This window comes from Tessaracoccus luoxuelianae (genome assembly GCF_054483915.1).
The window spans coordinates 903,565-919,232 of the sequence record NZ_CM137013.1; the positions used below are offsets into that span (position 1 = coordinate 903,565).

17 protein-coding genes are annotated in these 15,668 nt (G+C 69.2%); 11 read left to right on the plus strand and 6 right to left on the minus strand.

Annotated elements, in window-relative coordinates; genetic code table 11:
- Positions 1–493 precede the first annotated feature (493 nt).
- From urtA to ACX1D1_RS03820, 11 genes are all read left to right on the plus strand, one after another.
- Complete coding sequence (gene urtA / locus ACX1D1_RS03770) at positions 494–1,762, plus strand: urea ABC transporter substrate-binding protein (protein ID WP_459055983.1); 1,269 nt, start codon at positions 494–496, stop codon at positions 1,760–1,762.
- Between the two features lies 1 nt (position 1,763).
- Entirely contained in the window at positions 1,764–2,648 is an 885-nt protein-coding gene (urtB, locus tag ACX1D1_RS03775) for an urea ABC transporter permease subunit UrtB (protein ID WP_385897817.1), read from the plus strand.
- Positions 2,645–3,721: an urea ABC transporter permease subunit UrtC gene (gene urtC, locus ACX1D1_RS03780; protein WP_459055984.1), complete on the plus strand. Its 1,077-nt coding sequence runs from the start codon at positions 2,645–2,647 to the stop codon at positions 3,719–3,721. The genes urtB and urtC overlap by 4 nt, the downstream gene beginning before the upstream one ends.
- Positions 3,718–4,524 (plus strand): urea ABC transporter ATP-binding protein UrtD, encoded by an 807-nt coding sequence (urtD, locus tag ACX1D1_RS03785; RefSeq protein WP_459055985.1) that lies wholly within the window; start codon positions 3,718–3,720, stop codon positions 4,522–4,524. Before urtC ends, urtD begins: the two co-directional genes overlap by 4 nt.
- The gene (locus tag ACX1D1_RS03790) at positions 4,524–5,213 is read left to right on the plus strand and encodes an ATP-binding cassette domain-containing protein (RefSeq protein WP_459055986.1); all 690 of its coding nucleotides are present in this window, start codon (positions 4,524–4,526) and stop codon (positions 5,211–5,213) included. Before urtD ends, ACX1D1_RS03790 begins: the two co-directional genes overlap by 1 nt.
- A gap of 15 nt (positions 5,214–5,228) precedes the next feature.
- Positions 5,229–5,873 (plus strand): urease subunit gamma, encoded by a 645-nt coding sequence (locus ACX1D1_RS03795; protein WP_459055987.1) that lies wholly within the window; start codon positions 5,229–5,231, stop codon positions 5,871–5,873.
- On the plus strand, positions 5,870–7,573 hold the full coding sequence (locus tag ACX1D1_RS03800; protein WP_459055988.1) for an urease subunit alpha: 1,704 nt from the start codon (positions 5,870–5,872) through the stop codon (positions 7,571–7,573). Before ACX1D1_RS03795 ends, ACX1D1_RS03800 begins: the two co-directional genes overlap by 4 nt.
- Positions 7,573–8,238, plus strand: coding sequence for an urease accessory protein UreF (locus ACX1D1_RS03805; RefSeq protein ID WP_182783255.1), 666 nt, complete (start codon positions 7,573–7,575; stop codon positions 8,236–8,238). The genes ACX1D1_RS03800 and ACX1D1_RS03805 overlap by 1 nt, the downstream gene beginning before the upstream one ends.
- The gene (gene ureG, locus ACX1D1_RS03810) at positions 8,231–8,959 is read left to right on the plus strand and encodes an urease accessory protein UreG (protein ID WP_459055989.1); all 729 of its coding nucleotides are present in this window, start codon (positions 8,231–8,233) and stop codon (positions 8,957–8,959) included. Before ACX1D1_RS03805 ends, ureG begins: the two co-directional genes overlap by 8 nt.
- 79 nt (positions 8,960–9,038) lie before the next feature.
- The gene (locus tag ACX1D1_RS03815) at positions 9,039–9,743 is read left to right on the plus strand and encodes an urease accessory protein UreD (protein WP_527252188.1); all 705 of its coding nucleotides are present in this window, start codon (positions 9,039–9,041) and stop codon (positions 9,741–9,743) included.
- A complete protein-coding gene (locus ACX1D1_RS03820) occupies positions 9,740–10,723 on the plus strand; it encodes a HoxN/HupN/NixA family nickel/cobalt transporter (protein WP_182800409.1) in 984 nt (327 codons plus the stop codon). The genes ACX1D1_RS03815 and ACX1D1_RS03820 overlap by 4 nt, the downstream gene beginning before the upstream one ends.
- Positions 10,724–10,740: 17 nt before the next feature.
- Here the strand turns inward: ACX1D1_RS03820 and ACX1D1_RS03825 are convergent, their stop codons facing one another.
- The 6 genes from ACX1D1_RS03825 to ACX1D1_RS03850 all read right to left on the minus strand — a co-directional run bounded on the left by ACX1D1_RS03825 (position 10,741) and on the right by ACX1D1_RS03850 (position 15,622).
- Positions 10,741–11,346 (minus strand): response regulator, encoded by a 606-nt coding sequence (locus ACX1D1_RS03825; protein WP_459055991.1) that lies wholly within the window; start codon positions 11,344–11,346, stop codon positions 10,741–10,743.
- Positions 11,343–12,485, minus strand: coding sequence for a sensor histidine kinase (locus ACX1D1_RS03830; RefSeq protein WP_459055992.1), 1,143 nt, complete (start codon positions 12,483–12,485; stop codon positions 11,343–11,345). The genes ACX1D1_RS03825 and ACX1D1_RS03830 overlap by 4 nt, the downstream gene beginning before the upstream one ends.
- 10 nt (positions 12,486–12,495) lie before the next feature.
- The gene (locus ACX1D1_RS03835; protein WP_459055993.1) at positions 12,496–13,308 is read right to left on the minus strand and encodes an ABC transporter permease; all 813 of its coding nucleotides are present in this window, start codon (positions 13,306–13,308) and stop codon (positions 12,496–12,498) included.
- Complete coding sequence (locus tag ACX1D1_RS03840) at positions 13,308–14,258, minus strand: ABC transporter ATP-binding protein (protein ID WP_459055994.1); 951 nt, start codon at positions 14,256–14,258, stop codon at positions 13,308–13,310. Before ACX1D1_RS03840 ends, ACX1D1_RS03835 begins: the two co-directional genes overlap by 1 nt.
- 188 nt (positions 14,259–14,446) lie before the next feature.
- On the minus strand, positions 14,447–15,049 hold the full coding sequence (locus tag ACX1D1_RS03845) for an SAM-dependent methyltransferase (RefSeq protein WP_459055995.1): 603 nt from the start codon (positions 15,047–15,049) through the stop codon (positions 14,447–14,449).
- Between the two features lie 3 nt (positions 15,050–15,052).
- The gene (locus ACX1D1_RS03850) at positions 15,053–15,622 is read right to left on the minus strand and encodes an SOUL family heme-binding protein (protein ID WP_459055996.1); all 570 of its coding nucleotides are present in this window, start codon (positions 15,620–15,622) and stop codon (positions 15,053–15,055) included.
- Between the last annotated feature and the right edge of the window lie 46 nt (positions 15,623–15,668).

Below are 15,668 nucleotides of genomic sequence, written 5' to 3' on the forward strand. Positions count from 1 at the left end.
GTGCTCCAAGACACGAGCCGGTCCGGCTCCATCAGAGGTAGTTCGTTGCGGTGGTGGCAATGTGAATCACAGCGAAGAGGGTTGCCGGCACGAGTGAGGGACAATTCTCCAGGTAGCGCCACACGCAGATGAAGTACTCAGCATTCTCGGAGTCTGTCACGGGCCACCATGCGCGCCACGTGTGACCCGGACACGTCCTACGCGAACGACTCCGCGGGATCGCGGGGGCCCGGTCATGCCGCATCTCCCTCGGGCGCCGTCCGGGTCCGCCAGAGACACCCCCGCCCGAGAACTTCGACGGCTCAGCTGGGTGGAGGGCAGACCCGCGGAAGGTTGTAACAGATCTTCACAAGCGGTAACACCCTTGGAACAGGACCGAGACTGCCCCGACACCGGGCACTCATAGCGTTCTGGATGAAGGGACGGCGTCAGTCCCGGGGGACTTCCCCCGGCCGGCCGTCCCTTTTCTGTTCAGGCACCTGAAAGGACAACCATGTCTGTGTTCCGCACCCCCCAGGCGCGTACGTCGATAGTCGCTCTCTCCCTCGTCTCCGCTCTGGCGCTCGCCGGCTGTGGTGCGCGCGCCTCGGGCACCGACGACTCCGCCGCCTCGGCTGAGTCCTGCGTCGACACCTCCGCCGACTCCATCAAGGTGGGCTTCCTCAACTCTCTCTCCGGGACCATGGCCATCTCCGAGAAGACTGTCAACGACTCGCTCAACATGGCCGCGGAGGAGATCAACGCTGCTGGTGGCGTCCTCGGCAAGCAGCTCGAGGTCATCACCGAGGACGGCGCCTCCGAGCCCACGACCTTCGCCGAGAAGGCCCGCAAGCTCATCTCCTCGGACTGCGTGGCTGCAGTCTTCGGCGGATGGACTTCCGCCAGCCGCAAGGCCATGCTCCCCGTCTTCGAGGACCAGGACTCCCTGCTCTACTACCCGGTCCAGTACGAGGGCCTCGAGGCCAGTCCCAACATCTTCTACACCGGCGCCACCACCAACCAGCAGATCATCCCCGGCCTGGACTACCTGCGCGAACAGGGACACACCAAGGTGTTCCTGGTGGGCTCCGACTACGTGTTCCCCCGCACGGCGAACCGCATCATCAACGCCTACGCCGAGGCCCACGACATGGAGATCGTCGGCGAGGAGTACACCCCCCTCGGCAGCACGGACTTCGCCACCATCGTCGGCAAGGTCCGCAACTCCGGCGCCGACGCCGTGTTCAACACGCTGAACGGCGACTCCAACGTGGCCTTCTTCAAGGAGTACACCAGCGCCGGCCTGTCTGCCGACGCGATGCCCGTCCTGTCGGTCTCCATCGCTGAGGAGGAGGTCCAAGGCATCGGCGCCGCCAACATCGCAGGTCAGCTCACGGCGTGGAACTACTACCAGACCGTGGACACCGAGGAGAACGCCACGTTCGTGACCAACTTCAAGGCCAAGTTCGGCGACGACCGCGTGACCTCCGACCCGATGGAGGCCGCCTACACCTCCCTGTACCTGTGGAAGGCCACCGTCGAGAAGGCGGAGTCCTTCGCCGTGGCCGACGTTCAGGAAGCCGCCGACGGGGTCACCTTCGCCGCACCCGGGGGCTCCGTCACCCTCAACGGGGAGAACCACCACATCGCCAAGACCGCGATGATCGGGGAGATCTCCGAGGACGGCCTCATCTACTCGGTGTGGACCTCCGAGGGCCCCATCGAGCCCGACCCGTTCCTCACCACCTATGACTGGGCCGAGGGTCTGTCGGAGACCTCCTGACATGCAGATCTTCGCCGAACAGTTGTTCGCAGGGTTCAGCCTGGGGTCGGTGCTTCTGCTCACCGCCCTCGGGCTGGCCCTGACCTTCGGCCAGTTGGGCGTCATCAACATGGCCCACGGTGAGTTCGTCATGGTGGGCGCCTACACGGCGTTCGTCATGTCGGGCATCATCGGCCACGCCGGAACCTCGTTCCTGGTGTCACTGCCGGTGGCGTTCGTTGTCGCGGGCCTCCTCGGAGTCCTGCTCCACGCCACGATCATCAGCCGCATGCGGGACAGACCTCTGGACACCCTCCTGGTCACGTTCGGGGTGGCGCTGCTGCTGCAGCAGCTGGCCCGCGACATCTTCGGCGCCCCGAACGTCGACGTCCCCGCCCCGGCCTGGCTGTCCGGCCCCGTGGTGCTGGGATCACTTGTCATGCCGAAGAGCAGGCTGATGATTCTGTTGATCTGCGTCGTCGCCGTCGGGATCGTGGCCTACCTGTTGGCCAGAACGCCGCTCGGACGCCGGATCCGTGCAGTGGTGGGCAACCGTGCGCTCGCGGAGACCAGCGGCATCGACTCGGGCGGCATCGACCGCGCGACGTTCTTCATCGGTTCCGGGCTGGCCGGGCTGGCCGGAGTGGCGCTCACCCTCCTGGGCTCCGTCGGTCCCACCGTGGGCCAGAACTACATCGTCGATGCGTTCCTTGTGGTGGTCGCCGGTGGCATCGGCAAGATCAAGGGCGCAGTCCTGGCCGCCTTCACGCTCGGCATCCTGCAGTCGTTCTTCCAGCTGATGACAGACGCGAGTTTCGCCAAGGTGCTGCTGCTCGTGGTGGTCGTCGGCTTCCTTCAGATCCGCCCGCAGGGCCTGTTCACCGTCCGCACCCGGAGCCTCGCATGATCGATCGACTCAAGTCCCCCCTCATCGCACTCGTGCTCGTCGCCGCCCTGGCGGCAGCCCCGCTTCTGCTCAGCAGCTTCCGGCTGTCGTTGCTGGCCAAGTTTCTCTGCCTGGCCATGGTCGCCGTCGGGATCGGGCTGGCATGGGGGCAGGGCGGCATGCTGACCCTCGGGCAGGGCCTCTTCTTCGGGCTGGGCGGCTACATCATGGCCATGCACATGAAGCTCGCCGACGCCGGCCCGGGCGGGGTTCCCGACTTCATGATGCTTTACGGCACAGGCGTGGTGCCGTGGTGGTGGGAACCCATGCGCTCGGGCTCCCTCACCCTCGTCCTGGTGGTCCTGATTCCGGCAGCCTTCGCGCTCGTGCTCGGCATCGGTGTGTTCCTGCGCCGCGTCCGGGGCGCGTACTTCGCCATCCTCAGCCAGACCCTCGTCGCCGCCTTCGCGATCCTCCTGGTGGGCCAGCAGCAGACCACCGGCGGCACCAACGGGCTGACGGGGTTCAGCTCCTTCTTCGGCTTCGCCCTGTCCGACCCGATCAACCAGACCACCCTCTACTACGTGGCCGCCGGGACGCTCGTCGCCATGGTGCTGATCGTCCGCCAGCTCATGCGCAGCCGCTTCGGCGAGCTCCTGGTGGCGGTGAGAGATGAGGAGAACCGGGTCAGGTTCCTGGGGTACAACCCTGCGGTCATCAAGATCGTGGCCTTCGTCATCGCCGCAGTCTTCGCGTCCATCGGGGGGGCGCTGTTCGTGCCGGTGGCCGGCATGATCTCGCCCGCCGACGTCGGGGTCGTGGCCTCGATCGGTTTCCTCGTCGGTGTCGCCATCGGCGGGAGAGCAACGTTGTTGGGCCCGGTGCTCGGTTCCATCGCGGTCTCCTGGGCCCGGACCAGCCTTTCGGAGACCTTCCCCGGGGCCTGGACCTACTTCCAGGCGGCCCTGTTCATCGTCGTGATCGCGGCGCTGCCAGCCGGTCTCGCGGGAATCTGGGCTGTGGTGCGACGCCGGATGCGTTCCCGGGAACCGCACCCCCTCGCCCTCACCACACCTCAGGAGGCACCGGCATGAGCCGCACCATCGACCCGGGCTCGGCCACGCTCGTCAACGCGGGCACGGACCCCCGCCAGGAGTATCTCGAGGTCCGGCACCTGACCGTGGCGTTCGACGGGTTCGTCGCCGTGAACTCGGTGGACCTCACGGTGACCAGCGGGGACCTTCGATTCCTCATCGGGCCCAACGGTGCAGGCAAGACCACGATCATCGACGCGCTCACCGGACTGGTCAAGGCCAGCGGCTGGGCCCGGTTCGCCGGGAACGAGCTCATCGGTCGCAGCGTCCACCGTGTTGCCAGGATGGGCGTCGGTCGCACCTTCCAGACAGCCAGCGTGATTGAGGAGCTCAGTGTCCTGGCCAACCTCGACATCGCCAGCGGCGCCGGTCGTGGCCCGCGCACGCTGCTCCGGGCCCGGGGCCCACACGTCCCCGACGACGTGGCCGAGGCGCTCGAGATCATCGGCCTGACGGAGCTCCGGGAGAAGCCCGCAGGCACGCTGGCCCACGGCCAGAAGCAGTGGCTGGAGATCGGGATGCTGCTGGTCCAGAAGGCCCACCTGCTCCTCCTCGATGAGCCCGTCGCCGGGATGAGCCAGGCCGAGCGGGAGCAGACAGCGATCCTGCTCCGTGCGCTCGCTCCTCGGCACACCGTCGTTGTGGTCGAGCACGACATGGAGTTCATGCGGCAGGTGGCGGACTCGGTCAGCGTCCTTGCCCGCGGCGAGCTCATCGCCGAGGGAAGCGTCGCAGACATCCAGGCCAACCCGCTCGTCCAGGAGGTCTACCTGGGCACCCCCACCACGGAAGGAGGCCGCTGATGCTCGAGATCGACGGTGTCATCTCCGGCTACGGCCGGACCAGCGTGATCTTCGATGTGTCGCTGCGCGTTCCCGACAGGGGCATCGTGGCCGTCCTCGGCAACAACGGGGCAGGCAAGAGCACGTTGCTGCGCACGGCGAGCGGCCTGCTGAAGCCCACCGCAGGCAGGGTCCGCTTCAACGGCCAGGATGTGACTCGGATGAGCGCCCACCGACGGGCCAAGCTGGGCCTGGGATACGTCCCGCAGGGCCAGCAGTCGTTCGGCGACCTCACCACCCGCGAGAATCTGCAGTTGGTGGCCGACCAGAATCCCCGCGGCCACGCCAAGCTGAGCGAGGTCGTCGACCTGTTCCCCGCGCTGGGTGAGCTGATGGGACGCCGGGCTGGGCTGTTGTCCGGCGGCCAGCGCCAGCAGCTGGCCCTGGCTCGCGCGCTCCTCCTGGAGCCGTCGCTGCTCATGCTCGACGAGCCCACCGAGGGAATCCAGCCATCCGTGGTCCAGCTGATCGAACGCACCATTTCGGCGCTGGCGGCCGATGGACTCGCTGTTCTCCTCGTGGAACAGCACGTAGGGTTCGCGCTGGAAGCGAGTGACAGCTACGTCGTGCTGGCCTCCGGCCGGATCCGCGAGCGCGGTGACAGCGACTCTCACTCAAGCGCCGCCGTGCGTTCCGCCATGGCCATCTGAACGGGAGACCCAGACATGCACCTCATCGGCTCCGATACGGAGAAGCTTCTTATGGCTGTGGCAGGGATGGTCGCGCGCGACCGCCTGGCGCGTGGCGTCCGGCTCAACCACCCCGAGACCGTCGCCTACCTCAGCTGCTGGGTGATCGAACGGGCGCGCGACGGAGCCTCCGTGGCCCAGCTCATGGAGGAGGGCGCCCAGGTCCTCACCGCCGAGCAGGTGATGCCAGAGGTGCCGGCCATGTTGCACGACGTGCAGGTGGAGGCCACCTTCCCCGACGGCCGGAAACTCGTCACCCTCCACCACCCGTTAGGCCACGGCGACGACGAGCCGGGCGCCGTGCGCGTCGGGGAGGGCGTTGTCGTGCTCAACGGCGATCGGCGCGAGGATGAGCGCCTGAGCCTCACGATCACCAACACGGGTGACCGCCCCGTGCAGATCGGCTCCCACATCCACCTCCCCGACACCAACGGCGCCCTCGACTTCGACAGGGAGGCCGCCCACGGATTCCGGCTGGACATCCCGTCGGGCACTTCGGTGCGATTCGAGCCCGGCGTGGCGCGAGACGTCGACGCCGTGGCGTTCCGCGGCCGGCGCCGGGTCCCCGGCATCCAGCGCAAGGGCTCCGAAGCCGCCAACCTTGATGGAGGACAGTCATGAGCTCGATCACGCGCAGCCGATACGCGGCCCTCTTCGGTCCCACCCGCGGGGACCAGGTGCGCCTAGGCGACACCGACCTGTGGATCGAGGTGGAACGCGACCTCACCGTCGGCGGCGAGGAAGCCGTCTTCGGGGGCGGGAAGTCCATCCGCGAATCCATGGCACAGGGCACCACGACGCGAGCCGACGGTGCACTGGACACGGTGATCACCAACGCCGTTGTCCTTGACCACTGGGGGATCGTGCGCGCCGACGTCGGACTCCGCGATGGCCGCATCGTCGCCATCGGGCACTCCGGCAATCCGGACATCGCCGACGGCGTGACCCCCGGCATAGAGATCGGCCCCAGCACTGATGTCATCTCCGGCGAGGGGAAGATCCTGACCGCGGGCGGCATCGACATGCACGTTCATTTCCTGTCGACCAGCCAGGTGCACGAGGCCCTGGCCGCGGGCCTGACGACGCTCGGAGGGGGCGGCACCGGGCCTTCGGAGGGGTCCAAGGCGACGACCGTCACCCCCGGCGCCTGGCATCTCGAAACCGTGCTGCGCGGACTCGATCATCTGCCCATCAACCTGCTGCTGTTCGGCAAGGGCAACACGGTCAGCGCCGAGGGGCTGGCGGAGCAGGCGCGGGGTGGGGCCGCCGCCCTCAAGATCCACGAGGACTGGGGCGCAACCCCCGGCGCCATAGACGCGGCGCTCCGCGCGGCCGACGAGTTCGGCCTCCAGGTGGCCCTCCACAGCGACAGCCTCAACGAGGCGGGCTACGTGGACTCCACCATCGGCGCCATCGGCGGCCGCAGCATCCACGCGTTCCACACTGAGGGGGCCGGGGGTGGACACGCACCAGACATCCTGTCGATCGCGTCGCTGCCCAACGTGCTGCCCGGCTCCACCAATCCCACGCTCCCGCACACGGTCAACACGGTGGCAGAGCACCTCGACATGCTGATGGTCTGCCACCACCTCAACCCGGCCGTCCCCGAGGACCTGGCATTCGCCGAGTCGCGGATCCGCGCCACGACGATCGCCGCCGAGGACATCCTCCACGACATGGGTGCCCTCTCCATGACGTCCTCCGACGCCCAGGCCATGGGTCGCATCGGCGAGGTCATCACCCGCACCTGGCAGGTCGCGCACGTCATGAAGGCGCGGCGAGGCCGGCTGTCGGAGAGCCTGCCCGCCGATAACGAGCGGGCCCGCCGCTACGTCGCGAAGTACACGATCAACCCGGCCATCGCCCACGGCATCGACCACGAGATCGGCTCCGTCGAGGCAGGCAAACTGGCAGATCTGGTCCTGTGGGAACCCAAGTTCTTCGGGGTCCGACCCTCGGTGGTGCTCAAGTCAGGGATGATCGTCTGGGCAGCACTGGGCGACCCGAACGCCAGCATCCCCACCCCGCAACCGGTCCTGATGCGCCCCGCACTCGTCGCCGACGCCGCACCCAACTACTCGCTCACGTTCGTTGCCCCGGCGGCTCTCGACGCCGGACTGGCTGGGAGGCTCGGCCTGCGGCACGAGCTCGCACCCGTCAGGCCCACGCGGGGGGTGGGCAAGGCGGACATGATCAACAACTCGGCAACGCCGGCCATCGACATCGATCCGGAGACCTTCGCCATCGCGATCGACGGCGAGACGGTGGTGCCCGCGCCGGCGGACCGGCTGCCGCTGGCGCAGCTCTACTCGCTGTTCTGATGGGCCCGGCATCGGACGGCGCGTTCGGCGCGCTCCTCCTGGGTGACGCCCGGCTGCCGGTGGGGGGACACACCCAGTCAGCCGGCCTCGAGCCGGCGATCCTCGCGGGCCTCCAGGCCCGCGACGTGCCCGGGTACCTGCGGGTCCGGCTCATGACAGTGTCCCGCGTGGACGCCGCGACCCTCGCGCTGGGCATGCGCGCCCTCCGCGGGGCCGACTACGGACTGGACCTGGTGCACGCCCACTGGTCGGCCCGCACCCCGAGCCATGTTCAGCGGCGGGCGGCGGAGCAGGCGTCCCACGGGTACCTTCGGTTGGCGAAGCGGCTGGATCCCCGGCGGTCCGCGGCCGCCGGTGTGCCCGCGACCCGACCCCTGGCGATGGCCCTGCTCGCCGACATCCTGGCCTGCGACCCGCTCCAGGCTGTGCGGGTGCTGCTGCACGACGAGATTCAGACCATCACCTCAGCCGCCCTGAAGCTGCTCCCGCTTGACCCCGCCACGTCAGTGGAATGGGCCATCGCCGCCCATCCCCTCGCGGAGACCATCGCGGCAGAGGCCGCAGCGGTCTCACACCCGAGAGACATCCCGAGCCCATCCGCGCCCGAGACCGAGGCCTGGATCCATGCCCACGCCACTACCCCACGGAGGTTGTTCAGTGCCTGACCACACACATCCCCAGCGTTCGCTGCGGCTCGGCGTCGCCGGCCCGGTCGGAACGGGCAAGACGTCCCTCATCGGGCTGCTGTGCAGCAGGATGAGCGACGAGTTCTCGCTGGCCGTCATCACCAACGACATCTACACCGACGAGGACGCCCGCATGCTCCGCGGCGCCGGAGTGCTGGCGCCCGAACGCATCCGGGCCGTCGAGACGGGGGCGTGCCCCCACACCGCGATCCGTGATGACGTCACCATGAACCTGGTCGCCGTCGAGGAGATGGAGGCTGCCTTCGACCCGGTGGACATCACCCTGGTCGAGTCGGGCGGCGACAACCTCACTGCCACGTTCTCGCCCGCCCTCGTCGACGCCCAGCTCTTCGTCCTCGACGTGGCGGGAGGTGGAGACGTCGTCCGCAAGGGCGGGCCCGGCATCTCGCGGGCCGACCTGCTGATCGTGAACAAAACCGACCTGGCTCCCTACGTCGGGGTGGATGCGGAACTGATGGTGGAGCAGGGTCGCGAGGCCCGCGACGGACGCCCCGTGCTCCCCCTGAGCCGGACCGACGAGGCGAGCGTGGACCTGCTGTGCGACTGGGTGCGAGAGACCCTGGAGCACGTCCGCAGCGGTCATCACGTCGCCGTCGATCCGGGCCCCATGGCCCCGCACTCCCACGGCGGCCTCCCCCCGCACACGCACGACGAGGGCGAGGCGCATCATCACCACTGAGGTCACCCGGATCACGGCCGCCCGAGACGGCAGCGGGCGCCCGCGGCTGCTGGTCCGGACGGGGCCGGTCAGCGCCCGGATCACCGCCGCCGGCTCGGATCATCTCGAGGTGTCGCTGCTGGCGACGGTGGCGACCCTGCTCGGTGGGGACGACGTGCGTCTGGTGGTGGAGGTGCGTGACGGCCTGTCGCTGACGCTGAAGGACATCGCGGCAACGGTGGCCTACGACGGTCGCGGCCAGGGGGCATCGTGGATGGCTGAGCTCAACGTCGGACCCGGGGCGTCACTGGTGTGGGCGGCAGAGCCCTTCATCGTCAGCGACGGTGCGGAGGCCATGCGGATCCTGCGCGCCACGCTGGCCGACGGGGCCGGGCTCCGGCTGGATGAGACTGTGGTCCTGGGGCGCCACGGCGAACGTGGTGGCCGGGTGCACAGCCACACCCTCGTGCAGACGGCTGAGGCTCCGCTGCTGGTCGAGGACGTCGTCTACCAGGGTGCGGGGGAGGACCAGAGGTTCATCCGGGGCGGGGCGCGTTCGATCAGCACAAGGCTCGCGTTCGGCACCCAGACCCTTGTCCCAGCACCGGACGAACTGGTGATGGAGCTGGCGTGCGGCGGGCAACTGGCGCGCACGATGCATACTCGTGATGTCCGCGGGCCCACGCGGCCGTCCCTGATCGTCGACGGCATCCGGCAGGCGGACACGAGGGGGAGTGAGATGCCAGTGGGAGAACAGGTCCACACCGATGCCGCACCGGCGTACGCGGAGGGGGCCGTGGGATGAGCCTGCAGGGGGTGACCGGCAGCAGGGCGACGGTGAGTGTCGTCGCGTCGCTCCATGCGTTGGGGCTGGCACTCCTGGCACTGGGGGTGGCCTCGGGAGGTGCCGGGCTGGTGGCCTCCGCCGTCGTCGCCTATGCACTGGGTCTGCGCCACGCCGTCGATGCAGACCACATCGCCATGATCGACAACTCCACGCGCAAGTTCGTCGCCGAGGGGAGGCGGTCGGCCGCGGTGGGGTTGGCGTTCTCAGCTGGACACTCGACGGTGGTGCTCGTCGCTGCTGCGTTGGTCATCGCAGGGACTGGGTGGATCGGGTCGACGATCGACGAGGACTCAGTGACGCGGCACTGGCTGGGAGTTGTCGGTGCGGGTGTCGCGGCCACGTACCTGGCCGCCATCGCCGTGACCAACCTCCCGGTCCTCGCGCGCGCGTGGGCTGATCTTGGGCGGGCGGGTCCCGCCGGCCCGGGCGTGCATGGGGGAGTGTCGCGGGTGCTGCTGGCGCCGCTGGCGAGGGTCCGTCAACCATGGCACGTGTACGGATTCGGGCTGCTCTTCGGGTTGGGGTTCGACACCGCGTCGTCGGTGGCCGTGCTCGTGCTGGCCGTCGGCCTCCCAGCGGGCACGGCCCCGCTGGTCCTGCTGTCCCTGCCGCTTCTGTTCGCCGCGGCGATGACGCTGGGCGACTCCCTCAACGGTTTCCTGATGCTAAAGATGTACTCGTCAGCCCAGCACCGGAAACGGGCACGCTACAACGTTGTGATCACGGCGGTGTCGATCGCCGCCGCCGTCGCGATCTCGTTGATCACGTTCGCGGGCCTGGCGAGCGATCTCGGAGTCCGTTTGCCCGCCATCGACGCGCTTGCCGGCGTGGACACTGACTGGGCGGGCATAGGGCTGCTGGTCTTCTTCGCGCTGATCGGCGTGGGTGCGGCGGCGGCCGTGCGGTGGCGGTCCCTCGGCCACCCGGTAGACATCTGAAGACTGTGCCGGGGGCGTCACAGCCATCCCCGGTCGCGTGCCTGGCGAGCGGCCGCCACTCGGTTGGAGGCTCCGAGCTTGCCCATCGCCTCGGACAGGTAATTGCGCACCGTGCCCTCGGACAGGTGCAGCCGCCCGGCTATCTCGCCGTTGGCCAACCCGTCCCCGGCCAGGCGCAGGACCTGGCGCTCCCGGTCGGTCAGCGGGTCCGGCTCATCCCACGCGTCGGCGGCGAGCTGGGGATCGACGGCGCGGCCTCCGGCGTGGACGTCGCGGACGGCCTGCGCCAGGGCGCTGGCCGGCGCGTCCTTGAGCAGGTAGCCGACGGCACCGGCCTCCAGCGCCCGCCGGAGGTGCCCACTGCGGGCAAACGTGGTCAGGATGACCACCCGGGTCGGCAGGCCCCGGCGCCGGACCTCCGCGGCCACCTCGAGCCCGGTCAGCTTGGGCATCTCGATGTCTGTCAACAGGACGTCGGGCCGCAGCGTCTCGACCAGGCGCACGGCCTCCTCACCGTCGGAGGCGGTGCCGGCCACGGTGATGTCGGACTCCAGCCCCAGGAGGGTGCTCAGTGCGCCGAGCACCATGAGCTGGTCCTCGGCCAGGACCACGGTTATGGTCATGGCCCACCCACCTCCTCCGCGCGGCGCCCGTCGTCGGCCGTCCCAGCAAGGGGCACCGTCACCTCGACGACGGTCCCGTGCCGGTCGTCTCCACCGGATGGGGCGCCCACCTCGACATGGCCACCGAGGGCCGCTATCCGCTCGCGCATGCCGGTGAGCCCGGATCCCGCCAGCCCCGAAGAGCCACGGCCGTCGTCGGTCACCTTGAGCTGAACATCAGAGCCGACCGTGGTGATGCTGATCGAGGCGCGCTCGGCGTCGGCGTGGCGCACCACGTTGGTCACCGCCTCGCGTAGCGCCATCGCGAGGGCGGACTCCTGCTCGGGGCGCAGATCGGTCGGGTCGGCGTGCACCTCGACGCCGACCCCTGCCGCCTCCAGCGCCACCCGCGCCCCGTCGAGTTCGGCGTCGAGGCCGCGCGCGCGGTATCCGGTGACCGCCGCACGGACCTCACCCAGGGCCTCGCGACCGATCTTCTGAATGTCGTTGACCTCTGCCGCTGCCCGGTCCGGGTCTGCGCGCACCAGCCTTGCGGCCAGCTCGGACTTCAGCACGATGACCGACAGGGTATGCCCGAGCAGGTCGTGGAGGTCGCGCGCTATCCGCTCCCGCTCGGCGATCGTCGCCAGCCGCTCGATCTCCTCGTCGGCACGCCGGAGGCGCCGTCTCGCGCGGTCCCGCTCAGCGTCGAAGATGGTCGTCGCGCCAACCACCGGGGTGAAGAACAGGGCGGGGCCGAGCGCCGCCAGCCGCCACGGCATCGGCACCGGCGAGATCACGGCCATCGCGGCGACCAGCCCGACGAGAACGGCCACCACCGCCACGGCCCGGCGCGGGCGGAACGCGCGGCCGGCGATGGCCGCCGCATAGATCACGAACACGCTGGCCCCGCTGTTGGCCAGCGAACCCGCGAAGGCCAAGGCGCCGAGGGCCGCGACGAGGATCAGGGTGCGTCGGTCGTCGCGGGCCCGGAACGACGCCGTGTAGATCGGCAGGAACAGCGCGATCAGCACCGCCACGGCCAGCCAGTCCAAGGCTCCGATCGAGGGTTCGAACACCGGCTGGTAGAACAGTGCGCCGAGGTAGACCAGCCAGACATAGCGCATGGAGCGGGAGGGCTGCGGCGGGCTCTTGCTCATCCGGTGCGGCTCATCCATAGGTCCGGCCCTCGTCGCGCCGGTAGCCCCACAACGCCACGGCCAGGAAGAGCGCGGTGAAGGCCAGCAGCACGACGACGTGCAGCGCCTGCGAACCACCCTCAGCGGCACCGATGGTGCCCAGGGCGAGTTGGGCGAAGTGGTAGGGCGGGAGCGCCGGGGCGATCCCCTGCACGAACTCGGGCAGTTGGTGGATCGGGATCCACAACCCTGACGCGAACGCCATCGGCAGGTAGAGCACGTTCAGCAGCGCCGGTGCGGAGTTCGGGCCGACGAGGTAGCCGAAAGCCAGGCCCATGGCAGAGAAGGGCAGCGCCCCGAGGATCAGCACCAGCCCGAGGCCGATCCACTGGGTGGCGGGCATTCGCACACCACCCAGTGTGGCCCCGAGGATGAACAGCACGCCGATGATCAGCGCGGAAACTGTCGTGGCCATCACGACCTTGGCCACGAAGTAGGCCTGAGGGGGCATCGGCGAGACGCGCTTGAGCCGCATCCAGCCCTGCCCGCGTTCGACGGCGACCGAGACGCCGAAGCCGAACAGGGCCGCGCCGATGACACCGAAGGTGCCGTAGGTCACCATCATGTAGGTGGTCGCGCCGACGCCACGGGATTCGCCCCCGCCGAAGGCCAACCCGAAGAGCACGTAGAACATCACCGGCAGGGCGATCGTGCTCACGGCGAAGATGGGGATGCGGATCAGCTTGAGGAACTCATGGCGGGCCTCGGTGACGTAGATCTGTGCAGGATGCGATCGAGGCGTCCCTGCGTCGGTCGTGGTGCGTGTCGCAGTGTGGGTGGTCATTATGCTGCCTCCGAGTCGCTGGTCAGGGTGAGGAAGGCCTCCTCGAGGCTTGGTTCGGTCACGGTCACGTCGGCGGCCGCGGGGTCGAGATCGAGCAGCGCGCGAAGTGCGGGCTCGGCGGATCCGACGAGCAGCTCAAGCCACGTTCCCTCGCGTGATGCGCGGGCCACGCCGGGCCACTGTCGAGCCACGGACAGGCTCACCGAGGTCTGTACACGGATCCGTCGCCCGGGCACCAGGGCCTTGATCTCGGTGGGCGTTCCCTGGGCGATCACCACGCCGCGGTCGATGACCACGATCCGGTCGGCCAACGCGTCGGCCTCCTCGAGGTAGTGCGTGGTGAGCACGACGCCACGCCCGGACCGGGCCAGCTCGCGCAACGTGGCCCACAGGCCTCGCCGAGCCTCTACGTCCAGGCCGGTGGTCGGCTCGTCGAACATCAGCAGGTCCGGGTCGCCGGCCAGGGCGATGCCGAACAGCACGCGTCGCTGCTGACCGCCGGAGAGCTCGCCGAACATGCGGTCCTCCAGCCCGTCAAGACCCGCAGCGGCGATGACCTGCGTCATGGGCAGGGGCGCGGGGTAGTAGCCGCGGAACCCGGTGAGGAGTTCACCTACACGCAGAGTGTCAGGTACTCCCGAGGCCTGCAGCATCGTGCCGAGGCGACGCCGTGCCCGCATGTCGCGGGGGTCGTGCCCGAAGAGTCGCGCCGTTCCCGATGTTGGTGCCGTCAGGCCGGTGAGCATCCCGATGGCCGTGGACTTGCCGGCCCCGTTGGGTCCGAGGAAGGCCAGCAGCTCGCCTGCCCGCACCTCCAGATCGAGTCCACCGACGGCCTGAACCGTGGCCGCGCCCTTTCCGAAGTGCTTGGAGACGCCCAGCAACTCGGCCAGGACGGGGGCGCCGTGGCTGGTGGGCGAGTAGTGGTGTGTCTGCTGCCAGGTGGTCATACCCCAAGGCTCGCACCCTCGGTGGCGCGGAAGTAGTGCACGAAATCATGACCTCGGCATGACAGATGTCATGCGCCGGTCGGGTGGCGTCCGCCCGCTGCCACGCCACCGGTCGAGGATGGATCGAGCGTTGGGTGCGCCTGCTCGGCCATGCTGATTGTCGGGTCGAGAACCCAATCCCCCTGGACTCACGCCTCCCTCGTGAGGCGGAACACCCGGAACCGGGCCCGCCGAAGCACGGCCCCGACCCCCAGCGCGAAGGACTGCCCCGGCTCGACCTGCCAGTCGGGGAACTCAGCGGCGAGTCCGTCGGCCGTCACTCCCACCCCGCCGATGCCGGGACGCCGATCCATGCCGACCACCAGCAGTGAGGAGCGAGGCGCCGCCAGCCGTGCCACTCCCTGGGCGACCATCCGTCGGCCCGCAGGGCGAAGGCCGTGATAGCAGCCCACGTCCACAAAGACTGATACATCTCTGGGCATCTGGGGGACCTCCGTCAAGTGACGTACGTCGCCGACCACGAACCGGACGCTGAGCCCCGCACTGGCCGCCGCCCGGCTGGCCCGGTCGATCGCCACAGGCGAGGCGTCCACCCCGACCACCGTCCACCCGCGGCGGGCTGCCGTGAGGCTGTGCTCTCCCGTGCCGCAGCCCAGGTCCACCAGGGTGTGGCCAGCAGCTGATCCATGCCATGCCGCCTCGCGGTCGAGCAGGCGCGCCACGAGGTCAGCCTGGGCTCGACCCGCGACCACCCACGGCGTCAGCCCCCCGCGATACAGCAGGTCGTACATGGGTCAAGTATGATCCCCGATCACCGGCAGCACGACCTCGTTGTGTCGCATGAACCATGGCGTCCAGGGCGGGTTGAAGCGGGCGAACCGAGGCGGGCCGCTGATCTGGAGCCCTGCATTGGTCACGGCACTGCGGAGTTCCTCCAGGTGCCGGTGGTAGATCCGCTCGGTCCATCGTCCGGTGAACGCTCTGGCCGCTGCCACCTGCGTGGGGATCTCGCGGATTCTGATGCGGGGGTCGGATGGTTTCGGCACGGTATCGAGGCTGAGCTCGGCCGGCATGACGAACCCGACCAGGTGGCGGTCGGATGCGACGCCGGCCTCCTGGAGGACTGGGGCGGTCATTGCGATCCTGGCCGACGCCGTCTCCTGCACCACGGGAGCAGTCATGGCCACCTTGCCTCGCGTGGTGTTGCGGCCCGAGATGAAGCCCACGAGAACCCGGAAAGCGTCGTTGCCGGCGTCGGTGAACGAGCTGGTCACCTCGACCTCGGCCACCAGATGCGACGGGTAGCGGCGCAACTCGAAGCCCGGGAACCGCTGGAGGACGTCGAAGGGCTGTTGCTCGGTCATGTCGCCAGCGTCACATACTCAAGCCGAACGGCAAAGGGTGCGCCGG

Coding starts and splice junctions, on each gene's coding strand:
- ACX1D1_RS03790 (WP_459055986.1), top strand. CDS start 4,524: ATGCTCGAGATCGACGGTGTCATCTCCGGCTACGGCCGGACCAGCGTG.
- ACX1D1_RS03835 (WP_459055993.1), bottom strand. CDS start 13,308: ATGACCACCCACACTGCGACACGCACCACGACCGACGCAGGGACGCCT.
- ACX1D1_RS03800 (WP_459055988.1), top strand. CDS start 5,870: ATGAGCTCGATCACGCGCAGCCGATACGCGGCCCTCTTCGGTCCCACC.
- ACX1D1_RS03805 (WP_182783255.1), top strand. CDS start 7,573: ATGGGCCCGGCATCGGACGGCGCGTTCGGCGCGCTCCTCCTGGGTGAC.
- ACX1D1_RS03845 (WP_459055995.1), bottom strand. CDS start 15,049: ATGTACGACCTGCTGTATCGCGGGGGGCTGACGCCGTGGGTGGTCGCG.
- urtA (WP_459055983.1), top strand. CDS start 494: ATGTCTGTGTTCCGCACCCCCCAGGCGCGTACGTCGATAGTCGCTCTC.
- urtB (WP_385897817.1), top strand. CDS start 1,764: ATGCAGATCTTCGCCGAACAGTTGTTCGCAGGGTTCAGCCTGGGGTCG.
- ACX1D1_RS03850 (WP_459055996.1), bottom strand. CDS start 15,622: ATGACCGAGCAACAGCCCTTCGACGTCCTCCAGCGGTTCCCGGGCTTC.
- ACX1D1_RS03825 (WP_459055991.1), bottom strand. CDS start 11,346: ATGACCATAACCGTGGTCCTGGCCGAGGACCAGCTCATGGTGCTCGGC.
- ACX1D1_RS03795 (WP_459055987.1), top strand. CDS start 5,229: ATGCACCTCATCGGCTCCGATACGGAGAAGCTTCTTATGGCTGTGGCA.
- ACX1D1_RS03840 (WP_459055994.1), bottom strand. CDS start 14,258: ATGACCACCTGGCAGCAGACACACCACTACTCGCCCACCAGCCACGGC.
- ACX1D1_RS03820 (WP_182800409.1), top strand. CDS start 9,740: ATGAGCCTGCAGGGGGTGACCGGCAGCAGGGCGACGGTGAGTGTCGTC.
- ACX1D1_RS03830 (WP_459055992.1), bottom strand. CDS start 12,485: ATGAGCAAGAGCCCGCCGCAGCCCTCCCGCTCCATGCGCTATGTCTGG.
- urtD (WP_459055985.1), top strand. CDS start 3,718: ATGAGCCGCACCATCGACCCGGGCTCGGCCACGCTCGTCAACGCGGGC.
- urtC (WP_459055984.1), top strand. CDS start 2,645: ATGATCGATCGACTCAAGTCCCCCCTCATCGCACTCGTGCTCGTCGCC.